The following is a 19,238-nucleotide window of genomic DNA, read 5'->3' as shown; positions in this document are numbered from 1 at the left end:
GAAGTCGCCGGCTCAACCTGAATGGAAGGACACCGAGATGTTCAAATCGAACCGCTGGAGCCGCCTGGCTCTGAAGGCCGCACTCGCCATGCCACTGTCGGCCAGCGCCGCGCAGGAGCCGACCTCGACAGTTTCAGAGCAGGAACTTGTCGACCTGGTCAGAACGACCGAAGCGCGGGCTTCGGCTTTCATGCGCGGCGACATGGACAAATGGGCTGGCCTGACGCGCATCGCCGATGACTTTACCCTGATGCAGCCGTTTGGCGGTGAAGCCAGCCGGGGTTTTGACATGAGTCCCGAGCGGCTGGCGCGGCTTGCCAGCTATTTCAGAAACGGCGATGCCAAAATCGAATTGGTCCAATCCTACGCATCGGGCGATCTGGCCGTCCTTGCCGTGATCGAGCGTGAGCACGGCGAGGTCGGCGGCTTGCCGGATCAGGACTGGTCGCTGCGGGTTACGCTGGTCTATCGCAGGCAAGGCGCAGAGTGGTGGCTGGTTCACCGCCATGCCGACCCGCTGGTCCGAAACGTCGGACTTGAGACCGCAGCCGCACTGGCCCGCGGCGCAAAGCTCGAAGGTCGCTGACTAGTTCCTGTTGAGCAGCGGCGTCCCGAATGCCCGCCGCCAGACCGATAGGAAACGTGGAAACCAGGAGTGCGCAACCGCGCTCTGATAGGCCCACGTGCGATACTTGAGGCCCCGCTCCGACAGCAGCTCCTGATATCCGCCGTGCGTTTCGGTCGCGGTGCGGATGTCCCTCAAAATATCGCGGGCGCAGGACCTATACGTGTCGGTGCCGGAAAACTCATCGTACTCCAGCATGCGGTCGGCGAATTCGACGTTGAACGTCGGCCAGCAGGAACGCCCCTGGTATGCCGGAGCCGCAATCTTGTGGATCATCTTGGTCTGCGGATTATCGGCGGATACCAGGAAGAGAGACATATCGCGGATTCGAAATCGCGGCTCGCCAAGTATCAAATCGGTTGTGGCCGCGAACAGCGCGCGCTCGCTCTCGTTACCGAGATCCCAAAATCCTTCCTGCACATTGACGAAATCGAGCGCAACGGAAGACGCCCCCGGCTCGCTCCCGGAATCCAGGGAATGCCTGATATAGCCGTGCTTGCCAAACAGCCCGAGCAGCTCCGTTTTATACTGTGGGAGCGCGCGTCCGAGCACCCCTTCCAGCTCGATCCGGTCGATCACGCCCATCCGGATGCCGTGCACAAAAGTCGCGTAGACGCATGCGTTGGTGACGAAACGCCTTCGCTCGGCGCGGGTATCCGTCGCCGCGGAACGAGGTGCGTTTACGTCGCACAACAAAGCGGTGAGGCCGTTGTCGTCGAACGGCTGCAGCGCGCCGGCTAATTGAAGTATCGCCTTCTTCAGGTCCTCGCGATATTCGGCAAGCAACAGGCGGCCGGCATGCGCGCCTTGCGCCATCGCCAAGAATGAAGACGCCCTCTGGTCCGCCCGCATGATCTGTTCCAGACCGGCGAGGATGCCCAGCAGCGTATCCGACGGCAGCGAGAAGTAATTGACGCCGATGTATCGATCGCCGCCTGCGGGAACGATGGTCGTGGTAACGACATCGGCGCGGACGGCCTCCAGCATCAGCCGGACGCTCTTTTCGAGCAGGCGAACCCTGCGGACGGCGTCCTCGGAATCCATAATGGTCTCGGGATCGAGAACATCGGGATAAAACCAGGCAAAGTCCCGCGGATAATAGGCGGAAGCGTGCGGGGCGCCCGTGACCAGAAAGGCTTCCTGCGGAGAAAAGGCACTGTTGACCGAGTGCGTGTACAGATCCTCGATGCCAGCCGATGGGCGATACTTTCTCAGGAATCGATCACCGAGAAAATTGACGGCCTGAATACCGTTGGCGACACAGGAGGAAAACGGACCCTGATAAAATCGGTATTCGCGATGGGATGAAATTGAAATGTGACGGTGCATCTGCCTGAACGAACGAGGTTTCCGTGGTTTCGACTACCACGCATTGGTGCCCCAGACATCGTCGATTCGTATTTCTGCCAGATGACTCATGATGTCATCACATTGTCATAAAGCGGACGCGGCGGCCTGTCGGATGGGTAGAGCGAAGCGAAACCCATCATGCTCGTCAAATGTATCCCGTCAGCAAGGTGATGGGTTTCGCTGCGCTCTACCCATCCTACGATCAGGCCCCGCCGTCATGCCTTTGGCCTAAAGTTCTCGACGAACCGCAGCAGCACGCGTGCACCGGCATCGGCGTCGGCGGGTTCAACATGCTCGGCCGGGTTATGGCTGATGCCGCCGCGGCAGCGCACGAAGAGCATGGCGACATCTGATATATCGATCATCGCCATGCCGTCATGCCCGGCGCCGCTCGGCAGTTCGAACGCACTGAGGCCTTCGGTCGCAACGGCTTCCGCCATTTGCGCTTTCAGCCAGGGCGCGCAGGGCGCCGTGCGGTTTTCGTGGGTGACGTCGATCTGGAGCGACAGTTCACGGCGCTTTGCGATCGCCTCGATCTGCCGCACGATCTCGGCGACGGCCTGCTTGCGGTGTTGATCCGCCGGAGCGCGGATGTCGAGGGCGAAGGAGACGCGACCGGGGATCACGTTGGTGGCGCCCGGCATCGCGTTGATGACGCCGACGGTACCGACGAGACCTGCGCTATCCGCCTTGCAGAACTGCTCGACCGAGACGATGCATTCGGCCGCGCCGGCCAGCGCGTCGCGCCGCAGCGCCATCGGCACGGTGCCGGCATGACCGGCCATGCCGGTGAGGTGCGCCGCCAGCCGGGTGGCGCCGGAGATCGCCGTCACCACGCCTACCGGAAGGTTCTGTTGCTCGAGCACCGGTCCCTGCTCGATGTGCAGCTCGACATAGGCATGCAGTTCGCCCCGCTTCCGTGCCGCGTCGCCGATGCGGCCGGGGTCAAGGCCGAATTGCACCATCGCCTCGCGCATGGTGAGGCCGGTTGCATCGCGCGCGTCGAGAACGCTCGCCTCAAACGTTCCGGCGATAGCCCGGCTGCCGAGCAGCGTGGAGGCAAACCGCACGCCCTCCTCGTCGGCAAAACCGACGATCTCGACCGCGAACGGCAGCCGCACGCCGCGCCGGTTCAGGTCGGCGACGCAGGCAATCGCCGTGATGACCCCGAGCGGACCGTCCCATTTGCCGGCGTCGCGCACGGTGTCGTAATGCGAGCCCAGCATCAGGCACGGCAGCCCGGGGCGGTCACCTTCGTAGCGGCCGCAGACATTGCTTATGGCGTCGAGACGGGCGGCCATGCCCGCATCCTTCATCCACGACAGGATGAGATCGGCCGCGGTACGATGCTCGGGCGACAGGAAGATCCGCGTCAGATTATCGCCGGTCTCCGAAATCGCCCCGAGCTGGTTGATGCGGCTTACGATTTCATCGCCGAGCATGGCTTCATCCAATATCGAAAGCGTCGTCGGCGAGATGAGCCAGATTGGCGCGCCAGTGCTCGGCGATCTGCAGCCGCGTCGGCACCCAGACGCGCTCGTGCTTTCCGATATAGTCGAGAAACCGCATCAGTGCCGCGGCGCGGCCGGGGCGACCGACGACCCGGCAGTGCAGGCCGACCGACATCATCTTCGGCGCGATCTCGCCTTCCGCATAAAGAACGTCAAAGCTGTCCTTGAGGTAGGTGAAGAATTCATCGCCGCCGCCAAAGCCCTGCGCGTTGATGAACCGCATGTCGTTGGCATCAAGCGTGTAGGGGATCACCAGGTGCGGTTTCGAGCCGCGCGACTTGATCCAGTATGGCAGGTCGTCGGCATAGGAGTCGCAGAGATAAAGCAGGCCGCCGGCCTCCATCAGAAGCCGCAATGTGTTGATCGAGGAGCGGCCGGTGTACCAGCCGAGCGGGCGTGCGCCGGTCGCCTCGGTGTGAACGCGGATTGCGGCCGCGATCTCGGTCCGCTCCTCGTTCTCCGACATGTCCTTGTGCTCGATCCATCGCAGGCTATGGCTGGCGATGTCCCAGCCCGCCTCCTTCATGGCGGCGACGATGTCCGGATTTCGCTTCAGCGCCTTGGCGACGCCGAACACGGTGGCCGGCAGATTGCGTTCGGTGAACATCCGCCACAGTCGCCAGAAGCCGGCGCGCGAGCCATATTCGAACATCGACTCGATATTGGCGTGGCGCTGCCCCGGCCAGGGTTGCGCACCCAGCACGTCGGACAAAAAGGCCTCCGAGGCGCGATCGCCGTCGAGAACATTGTTCTCGCCGCCCTCCTCGAAATTCACGACGAACTGGACGGCCACGCGCGCGTTGCCGGGCCACTTCGGATCCGGCGGGTTGCGGCCGTAGCCGCGGAAGTCGCGCGGGTAGACCGGCGCGGCCATGATCAGACTTCCTCGAAGCGGATTTTCTGCGCGCCCTTCCACAGCACGGTCTTGCCGAACGCCGTCAGGTTCTCCAGTCCCGAGGTCAGGGTAATGAAGTGATTGCCGGCAAGCTGGCCCATCTTGCTGGCGAAATGTACGCCGCCATAGGCCAGCAGGATTTCGGTCTCGCTGATGCCGCCGGGATAGAGGATGATCTGGCCGGGCGCGGGATAGCTGGTGTGGTTCTCGTAGGAGACGCCGAAATCGAGATCGCCGAGCGGCATCCAGACCCCCTCGCCGCTCCAGCGGACATGAATCGCCTGGCTCTCGAACGGCATCGCCTTGCGGAAGGCAGCGACCGTCTTGGGCGCCAGTTGCTCCTCGAAACGGGCCTCGAAGGTGAATTCACCGGCGCGGACAATCAGTTGGCTCATCGATCTCTTCTTCTGGATACAGGTAAAGGACGAAAGTTCAGCCGTATCCATTACAGCCGGAACCAGCGGAAGCAAGGCCAATTCCGGCCCCCGTCGGGGCCTGAGCCGGAGCAGCATGGATCGAATTGCCCGAGAACGGCGTTGCTGGAGACGCCAGATTTCAACCCGGGAAAACGATTTATGGAGAACGCCGTAAGGAAGCTGTTCGAGCGATATGAGAGCTTCTTCAAACACTCCCTCGAGGGGAACTCGGATATGGATGAGGTCGCTTCGCTCTATGCCTCGGATTTTATCGCGGCCTCGCCTGCCGGGGTCATGACCGGGAAGAACGACGAGCAGCTAAAGCAGGTCATGGCACAAGGGTACGCGCACTATCGCGCGATCGGGACCAAAGGGATGCGTATCAGTCATATTCGTCTCTCACCGATCGATGAGCATCACTGCGTGGCTCATGTCTCCTGGAGCGCGACTTATGCCCGCACGGATCAAAACGATACAATTATCGATTTCGATGTTCACTACCTGGTCCAGAAGCTGGATGGCGACGCAAAGGTGTTTGGCTGGGTGTCCGGCGATGAGCAGGCGCTTCTGAAGCAGCACGGCATCATCTAGAGCCGTGGTGCTCAACTGTGAGCCCGCACTGGCATCGGCCGCGACCGCGCATCGCCATGCTCGAACGCACCGCCGAGATCGGCGATCGGAGGCGATACCATGGCGCGCTCGCGCGGGAATGCTTCGGGCATCTCCTCGCGAATGAAGGCCAGCAGTTTTTCCCTGATCTCGCAGCGGAGGTCCCAGGATTGCGGCGCGGACCTCGCGCTGACCAGCGCCCGAAGCTCGATCGCCCGCGGGCTGGCCTCGATCACCTGGAGATTGACCACCGCACCGTCCCACAATTTGGATTCACGCACGGCCTGCTCGAGCCGCTGCCTGATCCGCGAGACATCGGTGCAGTAGTCGACATGAAAGGCGATGGCGCCGATCAGCGATTGGGTGTCGCGGGTCCAGTTCTGGAACGGACGCTCGATGAAGTAGGACAGCGGCACCACCATCCTCCGCCAGTCCCAGAGACGGACCACGACATAGGTCGAGGCGATGTCCTCGACCCATCCCCATTCGTTCTCGATGATGACGGCATCCTCGATCCGGATCGGCTGCGTGATCGCGATCTGGACCCCCGCGATCAGGTTTGAGAGCAGCGGCCTTGCGGCAAGGCCGACGATCAGGCCGGCGGCGCCGGCGGACGCGAACAGGCTGACGCCGTATTGCTTGACGGATTCGAAGGTCATCAGGGCGGTCGAGATCGCGATCAGGATGATCAGCGTATCGATCACGCGCTTGAAGACGCGCACCTGGGTGACGTGCTTGCGGGCGAGAAAGTTCTCATCGGTATCGAGCCGGAACCGCTGCAGATAACGGGCGGCGCCCATGTCGACGGCGCGAACCGTGATCCATCCGATCAGGGCGATGACGGCCACGACGAAAAAGTGCCGGAGCTGTTCGCGCAGCACGTCGTTCAGCGGCGCCAGCGGCAGCACCAGCGCCACGGCCACGAGGCACAGCGCCAGCCGGGCTGGACCCGCAATCCGCTGCAGAAGCAACGTCACCGCCGGCCAGCGCGCTGAAACCACGCGCCTGATGATTCTCGCGGCTATACCGTAGATGAACAGCGCAATGACGATGGCACCGACGACGAGGCCGAATCCGATCGCCCATTCCGGCACCCAGCCAAACATCTGTTCGAATTTTGACAGAAGATCTTCCATGCAGGATTCCCCGCTGCAGCGACGTTCGGCCGCTAACGCATTGACCCGTGCATTGGTCCCGCATCTGACGCAGCGCAGCAATTCACTGAGCGCATTTCGCTATTCGTTGGGTTTGCTTGCTTTCCCTTCGCCTTACGCGTTTCATTCGGAACAAGCACGAGGGAACCAGGGACGCGCCAATGCCAGCAAGAATCATCGGAATGATCGGCACCCAGCAGGAGGGCGTCGCGGTTCACCTCATCAAGGGACAGATATCGCGCCAATGGGTGATCGACTTCACCCGTCTGCACGAGCAGTGGAACTATGATTCCGTGCTGGTCGGATATTATGCTTCCGCCGCTGAAGGTTTTGCGATTGCGCTTTATGCGGCCGATCACACCGAACGGATCAAGTTCCTGATCGCGCACCGGCCGGGCTCGGTGGCGCCGGCGCTGGCGGCACGGCAGGTCGCGACCTTCGACCAGCTTACGCAGGGGCGGATGGCGCTGCACATCATCGCCGGCACCAGCGATGCGGATCAGGCCAGCGAGGGCGACTTCCTGGGGAAGAACGACCGCTATCGCCGCGCCGGCGAATATCTCGAGGTGATGCAAAAGCTCTGGACCAGCGATAGCCCGATCGACCACAAGGGCGAGTTCTACCGCGTCGAGGGCGGGTTCTCCGACATCAAGCCCCATCAGCAGCCCTATCCGCCGCTGTTCTTCGGCGGCTCTTCGGAGGGCGCGCTGGAGATGGGCGCCAAACATTGCGACGTGTTCGCGATCTTCGGTGAGCCGCTGAAGGAAACGCGCGAGCGGGTGCAGGCTTTCCGCCGGCGCGCCGCCGTCTTCGGGCGGCAGGTCGGCTTCAACATGTCGCTGCGGCCGATCATGGCGGATACCGAAGGCGCGGCATGGGACAAGGCGAACGCGCTCCTGGCGGATGTCGAGCGCAAGACCGGCGCGGCGCCGCAGCCGACCAACCATTCCGCCGAACGCCTGCTTGGCTACGCCGCACGCGGCGACGTGCATGACGAGCGGCTGTGGATGGGGATCGCGCGCGCCACCGGCGCGCCGGGCAACACGTCCTGCCTGGTCGGAACGCCCGAGCAGATCGCGGCGGCGGTGCTGGAGTATTACCGGCTCGGTATTCACTCCTTCCTGCTGCGGGGTTTCGAGAATCCCCACGACACGATGGCGATCGGCCGTGACTTGATTCCGCTCATCAAGCAAGGTGCGCTGGCGATCGACCGGCAGGCGGAAGCGGCCGAATAGAATTCACGTCAGCACGTACCTCAAGATGCCCTCGCAAGGCCTTGAGGTCGACCAGGAAAACGCATGAGAGATTTTGCATGAAGGCCGTCGTCGTCGACAACTACAACTCCATCGACGGTATCTCGATCAGGGAGATCGATACGCCCGGCCTCGGCGCCGGCGAAGTTCGTGTCAGGATCGGCGCCGCGGCGGTCGGCTTCGTCGATGGCTTGAAGGTACAGGGTCTCTACCAGACCAAGGATCCGCTGCCGTTCGTGCCAGGAACGGAGTTTGCCGGCACGGTCGAGGCTGTCGCGGACGATGTCAGCGCCTTCAAGCCGGGCATGCCCGTGATCGGCATGACCCGTTCCGGCGCGCTCGCCGAATATATCTCGGTGCCGTCAGCCGCGCTCAAGCCCCTGCCGCCGCAAGTGCCGTTCGAAGCCGGCGCATCGTTTCAGGCCAATTATCTGACCGGGCTCTACGCACTGGAGGCCCGTGCGGCGCTTCAGGCCGACGAGATATTGCTGGTGCTGGGCGCGGCCGGCGGCGTCGGCATTGCCGCCGTCCAGATCGGCAAGCTGATGGGCGCGCGGGTGATCGCCGCCGCCTCGACGGCGGAGAAGCGCGACTTCGCCGTTCGCTTCGGCGCCGATCAGACCATCGACTACACCAAGCCAGACTGGCGCGACACGCTGAAGGAATTGACCGGCGGCCATGGGCCCGATGTCATCTACGATCCCGTCGGCGGCGAGGTATCGCTGCAGGCGTTTCGATCGATCGCCTGGCGCGGACGGCATCTCGTGGTCGGGTTTGCGTCCGGCACCATTCCGGCGCTGGCCTTCAACCTGCCGCTGCTCAAGGGCGGCGCCCTGCTCGGCGTCGACCTCGCCCAGATCCAGAAGCGCGAACCGGAGACTCACACCCGGCTGATGGGGCAATTGTTCGACTGGCTGGCATCGGGCCAATTGCAGCCCGTGGTCGGCAAGATCGTGCCGTTCGAGAATTTCCGCGAGGCGTTCAAGACCATGCAGTCGCGATCGGCGCTTGGGAAGATGATCATCAAACTAGGCTGAGCGACGCGTCGAGGATATGGGCCGATGTCTCTGGAAAATGCCAACAAACCGCGCCGCCTGATGCACACGCGATCGGTCGAGTGTGACGGCTTTCTGCGCGACGACGGGCTCTGGGAAGTCGAGGCGTGGCTGCGGGACACCAAACCCTTCACCCAGCGCGCCGATCGTTTTCGCGAGGAGTTGAAGCCGGGCGATCCCGTGCATGACATCGGCCTGCGGCTCGCCATCGATGAAGGCATGATTATCCACGAGGCTGAGACGATGATGCGCGCGACGCCCTACCCGACCTGCATCGAGGTCGAGCCGATCTTGCAGCGGCTGGTCGGCGAGCGCATCGGCCCGGGCTGGCGCGAAACAGTCCGGCGCAAGATCGGCCGTCTCGAGACCTGCACGCATCTGATGGAATTGCTCGGCCCCGCCGTGACCACGCTGTACCAGACCATGTCCTACGGCAGGAAGCCGGAAGGCCGCGACACGCTGGAGAACCAGCAGACCTCCGGCGAGCGGCCGTTCTTCATCGGCGGTTGCCATTCATGGCGCACCGACGGACCCGTCGTCGCCGCGATGTTCCCGCAGTTCGCGACCAAGCCGGCAGCGAAGGACTAGAGCGTTTTCGAGCGAAGTGGACGCCGGTTCGCGTCAAGAAAACGCGTCAGAATAAGAATCCAGAGCCCGGTTCTGATTCAATCAGAACCGAAAAGGCTCTAGGCCGGCCCCTCATCCGACTTGACAGCCGCCGCATGCGGATCGCCCGCGGGCAGAATGTCCCTGATGTAATCGCGCTGCTTCCATTCCGGCGACGGCGGCGTGCCCTGCCCTTCGCGGGGAACGTAAGGCGACGATGTGGCTCCGGCCAGATCGGGCACATAGCGCGGACAGTTCGGATAGATTTCGCACTCGATCTGCACCACCGCTTTCGCACCGAAATGCCGACCCATCGCCTCCGCATCTTCCAGGATCGCCGCGCGGCCGTTGATCCGCATTCTTCGGCTCTTGCCGTCGAAACGCACGAACAGCAGGCCGACATTCGGATTTCGCGAGAGATTTCCAAGCGTCCGGTACATCGAATTGCCGTCATACTCGGGGTATTCGATGACGTTCGGACCCACGACCTTCACGAAGCCGGGGTCGCCGGACTTGACGCTGCAATCGACATAGTCGTTCCACGACGTGCCGATGAAGAAGAAGGGAGAGGTTTCGATCAACGCCTTCTCATCATCCCAGAATTCGTAATGCTTGCGGTGACGCTCGATCGCTTCCGCGACGCGCCGTCCATCGAACCGGTCCTGCAGTTCGCTCATGCCCTCGTGATAAAATGGCCGCTGCCACATCGAGCCAGCTCCCTTTGTTGCGAAGGGATTGTAACGCTGAAGCCCTGAAGCTGCTAGCTATCGGCGCGCTGTCCCATGGCCCGATCGTAGATCGCAAATGCCGCGGCCAGTGCGCATCCGGCGATGATGCCGACGGTCAGGTCCTCGACCAGCGTCAGGCCGAAGGTCGCGATCAGCACCGCGGCGCTGCGCCAGTCGCGAAGCAGGCGAAGGAATTCCTCCTTCTCCGCCATGTTCCAGCAGACCACGACGAGGACGCCCGCCAGCGCCGACAGCGGAACGAAGCTTGCGAGCCGGGCTCCAAGGACCATGAACACCAGCACGAACAGCGCATGCGCCATGCCGGAAACCGGACTGCACGCGCCCGCGCGGATATTGGTTGCGGTGCGGGCGATCGTCCCGGTGACGCTGATGCCGCCGAAAATAGCGGAGGCGACGTTGGCGATGCCTTGCGCCACCACCTCCATGTTGTAGCGATGCTTGCGCCCGGTCATGCCGTCGGCAACCTTTGCGGACAACAGGCTCTCGACCGCCCCCAGCAGCGTGAAGGAGAGCGCGGCGGGCAACACTTCGAGCACGGTGGCATACGAGATCGTCGGTAGGTGCGGCCCCGGCAATCCGTCCGGAAGCTGGCCGAAACGGCTGCCAATCGTTTCGACCGGCAGGTGGAACAGCCACGCGACGACCGCGGCCAGCACGACCGCGATCAGCATTCCCGGCAGGTTCGGTGAAAGCCGCCGCAGCAGGAAGATCAGGGCCGCCGAGCCGATGCCGATCGCGAGTGCGGCCGGTGAGATCGTCGGCAACGACTGGCCGAGCATTGCAAGTTTCGGCAGCAGCGGCCCGGGTTCGGCGGCAGGCAGCTTCAGGCCGCCGAGATCCCGCAGCTGGCTGGCAAAGATCGTAACCGCGATGCCGCAGGTGAAGCCGACGGTCACCGCGTGCGGAATGTAGCGGATCAGCGCGCCGATCCTCAAAAGGCCGATCAGCGTCAGCATGAAGCCGGAGATGAAAACCGTCAGCAACAGCCCTTCGAGGCCGAACCGCGTCACGGTGGCCGCTACCAGAACGATGAACGCGCCGGCGGGACCGCCGATCTGATAGCGGCTGCCGCCAAGCGCCGAAACCAAAAAGCCGCCGATGACGGCGGCGTATAGCCCCCGCTCAGGGGATACGCCCGAGGCGACGGCGATCGCCATCGAGAGCGGGAGCGCGACAATCGCAACCGTCAGCGCCGCCAGCATGTCCTTTCGGAAGCTGCCGAGGCCGTATCCGTCCGACAGAACGGTGACGAGCTTGGGACGATAATGATGCGCGGTGGCGGAGCCGTCAGGCATTGCGGATTAACCAATGAAGGATTCGCGGATTATAGCGAAGGGAGAGGTGCGGAACCAGAAGCCTGCCTGCACAGTGATCGTGCAGAGACGCACCCGTAAAAGCACGGCATCGGGCGACGCCGGCATGCCGGAGGTTGCGATGAACGATCGCGCCACCCGGCAACGCTTGCGGCGTCGACAGGCCGGACGAGGCTTGTCAGTTGTGCGCATCTTCTGCACACGCCATCGACAACGCCGCGTGGCATGCATGCGTTGTTCCCGCGAGGCGAAATTCTCGCATTGCGGAATTTCATCGCAGATGTGAGGCGCAAAAGGACGCAGCCGAAAACGAATTGTCAGATTGCGCGTGACGCCACCGCAGACAGGTGTCACTATCGAGCGATAAAGAAGTGTCGCGCACGTCGGACGAAGCGCGGCTGCCAAGGGGGAAACAAAAGCGTCGACGTGGACGCATGCGCTCCTTTTTGGCCTAACCGGTCCGTTGGCGTCGCATGGGACAACAGATTGTCCATCGTCTGCTGATTTCGTTCCCCGCGTTGCTCGGGGTTCTCTTCCTCTGCTTTTGCCTGTTGCAGGTGGTGCCCGCCGATCCCGCGATGATCATCGCCGGGCCTGACGCGAAGGCCGAGACCATCGCGGCGATCCGCCAGGAGCTTGGCCTCGACCGATCGATCCCGGTTCAGTTCTTCGAATACATATTGCGTGTGCTGCGCGGCGATCTCGGCCGCTCCATCATCTCCAACCGGATGGTGAGCGAGGAACTGGCGATGACGATCGGCCCGACGATCGAGCTGATGCTCGGCGGCATGCTGCTCGCCGTGCCGATCGGGCTCGCGCTCGGAACGCTGGCCGCGGTCAATCGCGGACGCCTCACCGATCGCATCATCATGGCGTGCTCGGTGGCCGGCGTGTCGATGCCGGTGTTCTTCATCGGCCTGATCCTGATCCAGTTCGTCGGGTTCAAATGGGCACTGTTGCCGTTCACCGGCCGCACCGGGCCGGTGTGGGACGGCGGATTGCCGAGCCTGATTCTCCCAGCGCTGACACTCGGCGCGGTGCTGATCGGCCCGATCGCACGGCTGACGCGCACCGCCGTGCTGGAAGTGCTCGGCGCCGATTTCGTCCGCACGGCGCGCGCCAAGGGATTGCGCGAGCGGGTGGTTATCATCCATCACGCGCTGCGCAACGCCATGATCCCCGTCGTCACGTTGATCGGCCTGCAGGCGGCGTTCCTGCTCGGCGGTGCGGTGGTGACCGAGACCATGTTCTCATGGCCCGGCGTCGGCCGGCTCGCCGTCGGCGCCATCGTCTCCAGCGATTTTCCGACCGCGCAAGGCGCGATCATGATCCTCGCCATCGCCTTCCTGTCGATCAATCTTCTGGTCGACGTGCTCTACGTCTATCTCGATCCGAGGGTACAGCGAAGATGAGCGCCGAGGCCCTCGATACCGGCTTTGCCCGGGAGAGCGAAAGTGGCGTATTCGCCCGCGCCGGAGTGCTGCGCCGGCTGGCGCGCGACCGCGTCGCTGCGCTCGCCGGGCTGGTGCTTTCGGCCATCGTGTTCGCCGCACTGTTTGCGCCGTGGATCGCGCCCTACGATCCCTATTTCACCGACCTCACCAAGGTGATGCAGTCGCCCGACGCCAGGCACTGGTTCGGTACCGACAATACCGGCCGCGACATTTTCAGCCGCGTTCTCTATGGCACGCGCAACACGCTGATGCTCGGGCTGGTCGGCGTGATCGTCGGCGGCTTTATCGGCGGCCTTCTCGGCATCCTCGCCGCCTATTACCGACGGCTGGACGGCTGGATCATGCGGCTGGTCGACGTGATGCTCGCCTTTCCCGCGATCCTGATCGGGCTCGCCGTAGCGGCGATCTTTGGCGCAGGATTGACGGCGGTGGTGATCGCGCTCGTCGTCGCCACCGTGCCCGATGTCGCGCGGGTGGCGCGCGGTGCGGCGATCGGCGTGATGGGCCAGGAATTCATGGAAGCCGGCAGGGCCGTCGGCGTATCCGACACGGAGCTGATCTGGCGTTACCTGACGCTCAACTGCATTTCGACGATCTTCGTGTTCCTCACCCTGCGCTTCGGTCAGATCATCCTGATCGGCGCCGCGCTTGGCTTCCTCGGCATGGGCGCGCAACCGCCGACCGCCGAACTCGGCATGATGGCCGCGCAGGGCCGCGACTTCCTGTTCATGGCGCCGCATATCGCGACGATCCCGAGCTGTGCCATTTTCGTGATCGTGCTGGCCGCCAACCTTCTGGGCGACGCATTCCGCGACGTCCTCGATCCGAGGCTGCAGACATGATCAGGTTCGCACTGGGAATGTCCTTGGCACTGTGCATCACGAGCCCGGCGTCGGCCCAGACGCTCAACCTGATGAAGGGAATAGACGCGCCGCATTACGATGCGCAGCGCACGACCTGGGGCCCGACCTCCGACATCGTCAACATGTTCCAGGACACGCTGGTGGCGCTCGACTGGGATGGCCGCACGCCAGTTCCCTATCTCGCCAAATCATGGACGATCAGCGAAGACGGCAGGACCTATACGTTCAAGCTGCGCGACGACGTCTCATTCTGCAGCGGCAAGAAGTTCACCGCCGACGACGTCATCTACAGTTTCAAGCGGCTGAAGGATCCCGCGATCAAGGCGCCCTATGCCTGGCGCGCCGGCGACATCAAGGAATTGCGCGCGCCCGACCCCTACACCGTCGAATACGAATTGAAGGAGCCCTACTCCGAACTGCTGCTGCAGCTCACCATGTTCACGACCGTAATCCACAACAAGGAGAGCGTGGAGGCTCTGGGCAAGGATTACGGCATCAAGGGCGCAGACGGCACCGGCCCCTGGTGTTTCGATAGCTGGCAGCCGCGCACCGAGATCGTGCTGAAGCGCCACGACGCATACCGGTGGGGCCCCTCGCTGTACAAGAACAAGGGTCCGGTGAAGTTCGAAAAGCTGAGCATGAAGATCATGCCCGAGGAGTCCAGCCGCGTCGCAGCGATGATGGCCGGCCAGTTCGACATGACCCACCAGTTCCCTCCGGCATTCATCGCCCAGGCCCGGGCCGCTCCGATGCTGACCGTGACCGCGGCGAAGCCGAACTTCCAGTTACTCTATTTCGGCTTCAAGACGACGCGGCCGATGGTGGAGGACAGGCGGGTGCGCGAGGCGATGAGCATCGCCATCAACCGCGGCGAAATCGCCAAAGGTATCCTGCTCGGTAACGCCGATCCTGCCTTCACCATCGTCGATCCGGACGCCCTCGATCACGACACCGGCACCAAGAGCATCGTGAAGGAGGACATTGAGCGCGCAAAAGCCCTGCTCGAAGAAGCCGGCTGGAAGATGGGCAGCGACGGCGTTCGCGAAAAGGACGGTGTCAAGCTGCAGCCCAAGGTCTACTTCACCCAGTCGGGCAATACGCCACGGGTCGCCGAAGCGATCCAGGGCTACCTGCGTCGGATCGGCGTGCAGTGGCAGCTTCAGCCCTGGGACTCGACGATTGCGCCCGCCAAGATGGCCGAGCAGGACTACGAAATCTGGTCGGTGACGGTGCCTTATCTGTCGGCCGGCGATCTCATGAACATCTACTTCGATTCCAAGAACATCCCGACGCCGAACCGGATGAACTGGAAGGACGCCGAGACCGACGACTGGCTGAAACAGGGACGCTCGGCGCTGACCGAAACCGACCGCGCCAAATATTACGCGCTGGTGCAGCAGAAGGTGATGCGCGAGCATCTCTGGATGCCGGTGCTCAACATCAACATGGACCAGGTGGCCAACAAGAAGATCACCGATGCCAGACCGCACATGATCTACCAGAACACCTTTTATAAAGGGCTGGACGTGTCGCGCCAAAAATAACAATGAGGGAGAGAACACGATGCGCAGCATTTTGACGGGCGTTGCGGCGCTGCTCGGCGCGGCCGGGATTGCTTCGGCCGCCGAGGCGCAGACCTTGCGGGTGATGAAGTCGCTGGACGCGCCGCATTATGACGGCCAGCGCACCACGTGGTCGCCGACGTCTGACATCGTCAACATGTTCCAGGATACGCTGGTGGCGCTCGACTGGGACGGCAAGACGGCGATCCCCTATCTCGCCAAATCGTGGGAGATCAGCGAGGACGGCAGAACCTATACCTTCAAGCTGCGCGACGACGTGACATTCTGCAGCGGCAAGAAGTTCACCGCCGCCGATGTCATCTACAGCTTCAAGCGGCTGAAGGATCCCGAGACCAAGGCGCCCTACCATTGGCGCGCCGGCGACATCAAGGAGCTGCGCGCGCCCGATCCTTATACCGTCGTGTACGAGCTCAACGAGCCCTACTCCGAGCTGCTTCTGCAGCTCACCATGTACACCAACGCCATCCACAACCAGGAAAGCGTGGAGACGCTGGGCAAGGACTACGGCATCAAGGGAATCGACGGCACCGGGCCGTGGTGTTTCGAAAGCTGGCAACCGCGCACGGAAATCCTGCTGAAGCGCCATGACGCCTACAAGTGGGGACCCTCGATGTATCAGAACAAGGGCCCCGTGAAGTTCGAGAAGCTCAGCATCAAGATCGTTCCCGAGGATGCCAGCCGCGTCGCCGCCATCATGGGCGGGCAGTTCGATCTCTCCCACCAGGTTCCGCTGCAATTCATCGCGCAGGTCAAGGCCGCGCCCAACCTGACCGTCCAGGAAGCCCAGCCGAACTTCCAGCTCATGTATTACGGCTACAAGATCACGCGCCCGATGGTATCAGACAAGCGCGTGCGCGAGGCGATGAACATCGCGATCAACCGCGCCGACATCGTCAAGGGCGTGATGCTGGGCAATGCCGATCCGGCATACACCTTCGTCGACCCCAAGGCGCTCGACTTTGCCGAAAAGACCAAGGGCGTCATCAAGGAGGATGTCGAGCGGGCGAAGCAGCTCCTGGACGAGGCCGGCTGGAAGGTCGGCAGTGACGGCATCCGCGAGAAGGACGGCATGAAGCTCGCGCCCCGTGTGCTGTTCACGCAGGTCAGCTATTTCCCGCGCGTCTCCGAAGCGATCCAGGGTTATATGCGCAAGATCGGCGTCGACTGGAAGATCGTCGGCTACGACTCCACGATTGCGCCGGCCGAGATGGGCAAGCAGGACTACGAACTGTGGACCGTGACGGTGCCCTATTTGTCGGCAGGCGAGCTGATGAACATCTATTTCAACTCGAAGAACATCCCCACCCCCAATCGCATGAACTGGAAGGACGCCGAGACCGACGAGTGGCTGAGCGCCGGCCGCGGCGCACTGACCGACAAAGAGCGCGCGCTCAACTACGCGCGCGTGCAGGAGAAGGTGACGAATGAGCATCTGCTGATGCCGGTGATGAATGTCGCGATGTACACGACAAGCTCCAAGAAGATGAAGGGCGTCAGGCCGCACATGCTCTATCAGAACACCTTCTACAAGGGCCTGGATTACTCGTTCTGATGGACACGCTTCTCGAGGTACGTGGACTGAAGACCCACTTCGCGACGGATCGCGGCCTGTTCCGCGCCGTCGACGGCATCAGCTTCAGCGTGCCCAGGGGGCGCACGATCGGCCTGGTCGGCGAGTCCGGCTGCGGCAAGAGCGTGACGTCGCTCTCGGTGATGGGGCTGGTGCCGAGCCCGCCGGGCAAGGTCGAGGCCGAGGCGGTGCTGTTCGGCAATCGCGACGTGCTGAGGCTCACGGCCGACGAGCGCCGCAAGCTGCGCGGCGGCAAGATGTCGATGATCTTCCAGGAGCCGATGACCTCGCTCAATCCGGTCCATACCGTCGGCCAGCAGATCATCGAGGCGATCCTGGCCCACACCGCGATGACGCCGCGGGCGGCGCGGGCGCGGGCGATCGAAATGCTTGAACTGGTACGGATTCCTTCCGCCGCGCAGCGCATCGACGACTTCCCGCACAACATGTCGGGCGGCATGCGCCAGCGCGTCATGATCGCGATGGCGCTGTCCTGCGAACCGGCGCTCTTGATCGCGGACGAGCCGACCACCGCGCTCGATGTCACCATCCAGGCCCAGATCCTCGACCTGCTGAGCGACCTGCAGCGGCGGCTCGGCATGGCGATCCTGATCATCACCCACGATCTCGGCGTCATTGCCGAGGTCGCCGACCAGGTGCTGGTGATGTATGCGGGGCGGATCGTCGAGAGCGCCGACGTCAACGACCTGTTTGCCGATCCGCAGCATCCCTACACGATCGGCCTGCTCGGCTCGATCCCGCGCATCGATGTCGACCGCAAGCGCCTCGCCACCATCGAGGGCACGGTACCGAGCCCGAACAACCAGCCGGCCGGCTGCCGCTTCGCGCCGCGCTGTCCGTTCGCGGACCAGCGCTGCCGGCTCGATCCGCCGCCGCTGCGCGATATCTCGCCCGGCCATCAGGTGGCGTGCTGGAAAGCGCCGGTCGAGGTGGCATCATGAGCGATGCCGCGAACAGCGCGCCGGTTCTGCAGGTCGACGGCCTGGTCAAGCATTTTGCGGTGACGCGCGGCCTGATCCGCCGCAAGACGATCGGTCTCGTCCGCGCGGTCGAGGATGTGAGCTTCGAGATCGCCCGCGGCGAGACGCTGGCGCTGGTCGGCGAATCCGGTTGCGGCAAGTCAACCACCGGACGGCTGATCCTGCGCCTGATGGACCCGACCGCAGGCTCGGTACGCTTCAAGGGCAAGGAAATCGCCGATCTCGACAAGGATGCGCTGCGCCGGATGCGCCGGCACATGCAGATCATTTTCCAGGACCCCTATGCCTCGCTCAATCCGCGCATGACCGTCGGCGAGATCCTCGCCGAGCCACTGCGGGTTCACGAGATCGGCGACGACGCCTCGCGCGCCGCGCGCGGACGAGAGCTTTTGGAAATCGTCGGCCTGCTGCCCGAACACGCCAGGCGCTATCCGCACCAGTTCTCGGGCGGACAACGCCAGCGCATCGGCATCGCGCGGGCGCTCGCCGCCAATCCCGATCTGATCGTCTGCGACGAGCCGGTGTCGGCGCTGGATGTCTCGATCCAGGCGCAGATCGTCAACCTCCTGCAAAACCTGCAGCAGCGTTTTGGTCTTTCCTATCTGTTCATCGCCCACGATCTGGCCGTGGTGAAGCACATCAGCGACCGCGTCGCGGTGATGTATCTGGGCAAGCTGGTCGAGATCGCTGACAAGAAGACGCTCTACGACCGGCCGCTGCACCCCTATACCCAGGCGCTGCTCGCGGCGATCCCAAAACCCGATCCGGCGCTTCGCACCAAGCGCGTGATGCTGCAGGGCGACGTGCCGAGCCCCTTCAGGCCGCCGACCGGCTGCCGCTTCCACACCCGCTGCCCGCATGCGCAGGCGCGCTGCTCGGCCGAGGAGCCGTTGCTGCGCGAGGCGGCGCCCGGCCACCGCGTCGCCTGTCATTTCTTTGAAACGATACCCGCACCAACCATTCTGGCACGGGCCGGTCTGGCCAACGGAAAGTTTGCCGCACGGCTGGCGGCCTTCGAGGCCGCCAAGACGGCCCGGGCGCCGGGCTGAGCCAGAGCGGGCTGGGAAGGCCCGGGCACAAAATTGCGAAAACAACCCCATGCAAAGTAGAATTTGGACCCACCTTCGGCCCTGAAGCCGCTTGCGTCCGAGCCACGGGGCGGGCCGTCGTCACGGCCCAGCCTGATCCCACTCGCCGCCTCCGCACCTAAGGATGTCATCACCTGCCTTGT

General features: G+C 63.4%; 17 protein-coding genes and 1 pseudogene. 11 read left to right on the top strand and 7 right to left on the bottom strand.

What is annotated here, in order from left to right:
• The first annotated feature begins 37 nt into the window (after nt 1–37).
• Nucleotides 38–586, top strand: coding sequence for a YybH family protein (locus tag CQ12_RS00830; protein WP_057833464.1), 549 nt, complete (start codon nt 38–40; stop codon nt 584–586).
• Here CQ12_RS00830 and CQ12_RS00825 read toward each other — a convergent pair whose 3' ends face one another.
• The 4 genes from CQ12_RS00825 to CQ12_RS00810 all read right to left on the bottom strand — a co-directional run bounded on the left by CQ12_RS00825 (nt 587) and on the right by CQ12_RS00810 (nt 4,776).
• On the bottom strand, nt 587–1,954 hold the full coding sequence (locus tag CQ12_RS00825) for a hypothetical protein (protein ID WP_057833463.1): 1,368 nt from the start codon (nt 1,952–1,954) through the stop codon (nt 587–589). It lies immediately after the preceding gene.
• Between the two features lie 236 nt (nt 1,955–2,190).
• Nucleotides 2,191–3,417 carry an allantoate amidohydrolase gene (locus CQ12_RS00820; protein WP_057833462.1) on the bottom strand — a complete coding sequence of 409 codons (1,227 nt, stop codon included), beginning with the start codon at nt 3,415–3,417 and terminating at the stop codon, nt 2,191–2,193.
• A gap of 4 nt (nt 3,418–3,421) precedes the next feature.
• Entirely contained in the window at nt 3,422–4,360 is a 939-nt protein-coding gene (gene puuE / locus CQ12_RS00815) for an allantoinase PuuE (protein ID WP_057833461.1), read from the bottom strand.
• Between the two features lie 2 nt (nt 4,361–4,362).
• A complete protein-coding gene (locus CQ12_RS00810; RefSeq protein WP_057833489.1) occupies nt 4,363–4,776 on the bottom strand; it encodes a DUF3830 family protein in 414 nt (137 codons plus the stop codon).
• Between the two features lie 180 nt (nt 4,777–4,956).
• On the opposite strand from CQ12_RS00810, the gene CQ12_RS00805 reads away from it, so the two are divergent.
• Complete coding sequence (locus CQ12_RS00805) at nt 4,957–5,388, top strand: DUF6841 family protein (RefSeq protein ID WP_057833460.1); 432 nt, start codon at nt 4,957–4,959, stop codon at nt 5,386–5,388.
• A gap of 11 nt (nt 5,389–5,399) precedes the next feature.
• On the opposite strand, the gene CQ12_RS00800 is transcribed toward CQ12_RS00805, so the two are convergent.
• Nucleotides 5,400–6,542 carry a mechanosensitive ion channel family protein gene (locus CQ12_RS00800; protein ID WP_083519057.1) on the bottom strand — a complete coding sequence of 381 codons (1,143 nt, stop codon included), beginning with the start codon at nt 6,540–6,542 and terminating at the stop codon, nt 5,400–5,402.
• 179 nt (nt 6,543–6,721) lie between these two features.
• Between CQ12_RS00800 and CQ12_RS00795 the strand changes: the two genes are divergently transcribed.
• From CQ12_RS00795 to CQ12_RS00785, 3 genes are all read left to right on the top strand, one after another.
• Entirely contained in the window at nt 6,722–7,795 is a 1,074-nt protein-coding gene (locus tag CQ12_RS00795) for an LLM class flavin-dependent oxidoreductase (protein WP_063799651.1), read from the top strand.
• Nucleotides 7,796–7,872: 77 nt separating this feature from the next.
• Nucleotides 7,873–8,850 (top strand): NADPH:quinone oxidoreductase family protein, encoded by a 978-nt coding sequence (locus CQ12_RS00790; RefSeq protein ID WP_057833458.1) that lies wholly within the window; start codon nt 7,873–7,875, stop codon nt 8,848–8,850.
• Between the two features lie 24 nt (nt 8,851–8,874).
• Nucleotides 8,875–9,456: a DUF2889 domain-containing protein gene (locus CQ12_RS00785; RefSeq protein WP_057833457.1), complete on the top strand. Its 582-nt coding sequence runs from the start codon at nt 8,875–8,877 to the stop codon at nt 9,454–9,456.
• A 98-nt stretch (nt 9,457–9,554) separates the two neighbouring features.
• Here CQ12_RS00785 and CQ12_RS00780 read toward each other — a convergent pair whose 3' ends face one another.
• Together CQ12_RS00780 and CQ12_RS00775 are read right to left on the bottom strand one after the other, a co-directional pair.
• A complete protein-coding gene (locus tag CQ12_RS00780) occupies nt 9,555–10,181 on the bottom strand; it encodes a pyridoxamine 5'-phosphate oxidase family protein (RefSeq protein WP_063799650.1) in 627 nt (208 codons plus the stop codon).
• Nucleotides 10,182–10,270: 89 nt separating this feature from the next.
• Nucleotides 10,271–11,518 (bottom strand): annotated as a pseudogene (locus CQ12_RS00775) (SulP family inorganic anion transporter); the annotation flags it as partial.
• 491 nt (nt 11,519–12,009) lie between these two features.
• Here CQ12_RS00775 and CQ12_RS00770 point away from each other — a divergent pair.
• The 6 genes from CQ12_RS00770 to CQ12_RS00745 are packed head-to-tail and all read left to right on the top strand — an operon-like array spanning nt 12,010 to nt 19,056.
• The gene (locus CQ12_RS00770; RefSeq protein WP_057833454.1) at nt 12,010–12,948 is read left to right on the top strand and encodes an ABC transporter permease; all 939 of its coding nucleotides are present in this window, start codon (nt 12,010–12,012) and stop codon (nt 12,946–12,948) included.
• A complete protein-coding gene (locus CQ12_RS00765; RefSeq protein ID WP_057833453.1) occupies nt 12,945–13,832 on the top strand; it encodes an ABC transporter permease in 888 nt (295 codons plus the stop codon). The genes CQ12_RS00770 and CQ12_RS00765 overlap by 4 nt, the downstream gene beginning before the upstream one ends.
• Nucleotides 13,829–15,397 (top strand): ABC transporter substrate-binding protein, encoded by a 1,569-nt coding sequence (locus tag CQ12_RS00760; protein WP_057833452.1) that lies wholly within the window; start codon nt 13,829–13,831, stop codon nt 15,395–15,397. The genes CQ12_RS00765 and CQ12_RS00760 overlap by 4 nt, the downstream gene beginning before the upstream one ends.
• A 19-nt stretch (nt 15,398–15,416) precedes the next feature.
• Entirely contained in the window at nt 15,417–16,988 is a 1,572-nt protein-coding gene (locus CQ12_RS00755; protein WP_057833451.1) for an ABC transporter substrate-binding protein, read from the top strand.
• Nucleotides 16,988–17,968: an ABC transporter ATP-binding protein gene (locus CQ12_RS00750; RefSeq protein WP_198164031.1), complete on the top strand. Its 981-nt coding sequence runs from the start codon at nt 16,988–16,990 to the stop codon at nt 17,966–17,968. The genes CQ12_RS00755 and CQ12_RS00750 overlap by 1 nt, the downstream gene beginning before the upstream one ends.
• On the top strand, nt 17,965–19,056 hold the full coding sequence (locus CQ12_RS00745; protein WP_057833449.1) for an ABC transporter ATP-binding protein: 1,092 nt from the start codon (nt 17,965–17,967) through the stop codon (nt 19,054–19,056). Before CQ12_RS00750 ends, CQ12_RS00745 begins: the two co-directional genes overlap by 4 nt.
• Nucleotides 19,057–19,238: the final 182 nt, after the last annotated feature.

Source organism: Bradyrhizobium jicamae (genome assembly GCF_001440395.1).
Lineage (GTDB): Bacteria > Pseudomonadota > Alphaproteobacteria > Rhizobiales > Xanthobacteraceae > Bradyrhizobium > Bradyrhizobium jicamae.
Note: the sequence above shows the minus strand (reverse complement) of the source record. Positions and strands in the feature narration are given on the sequence as shown.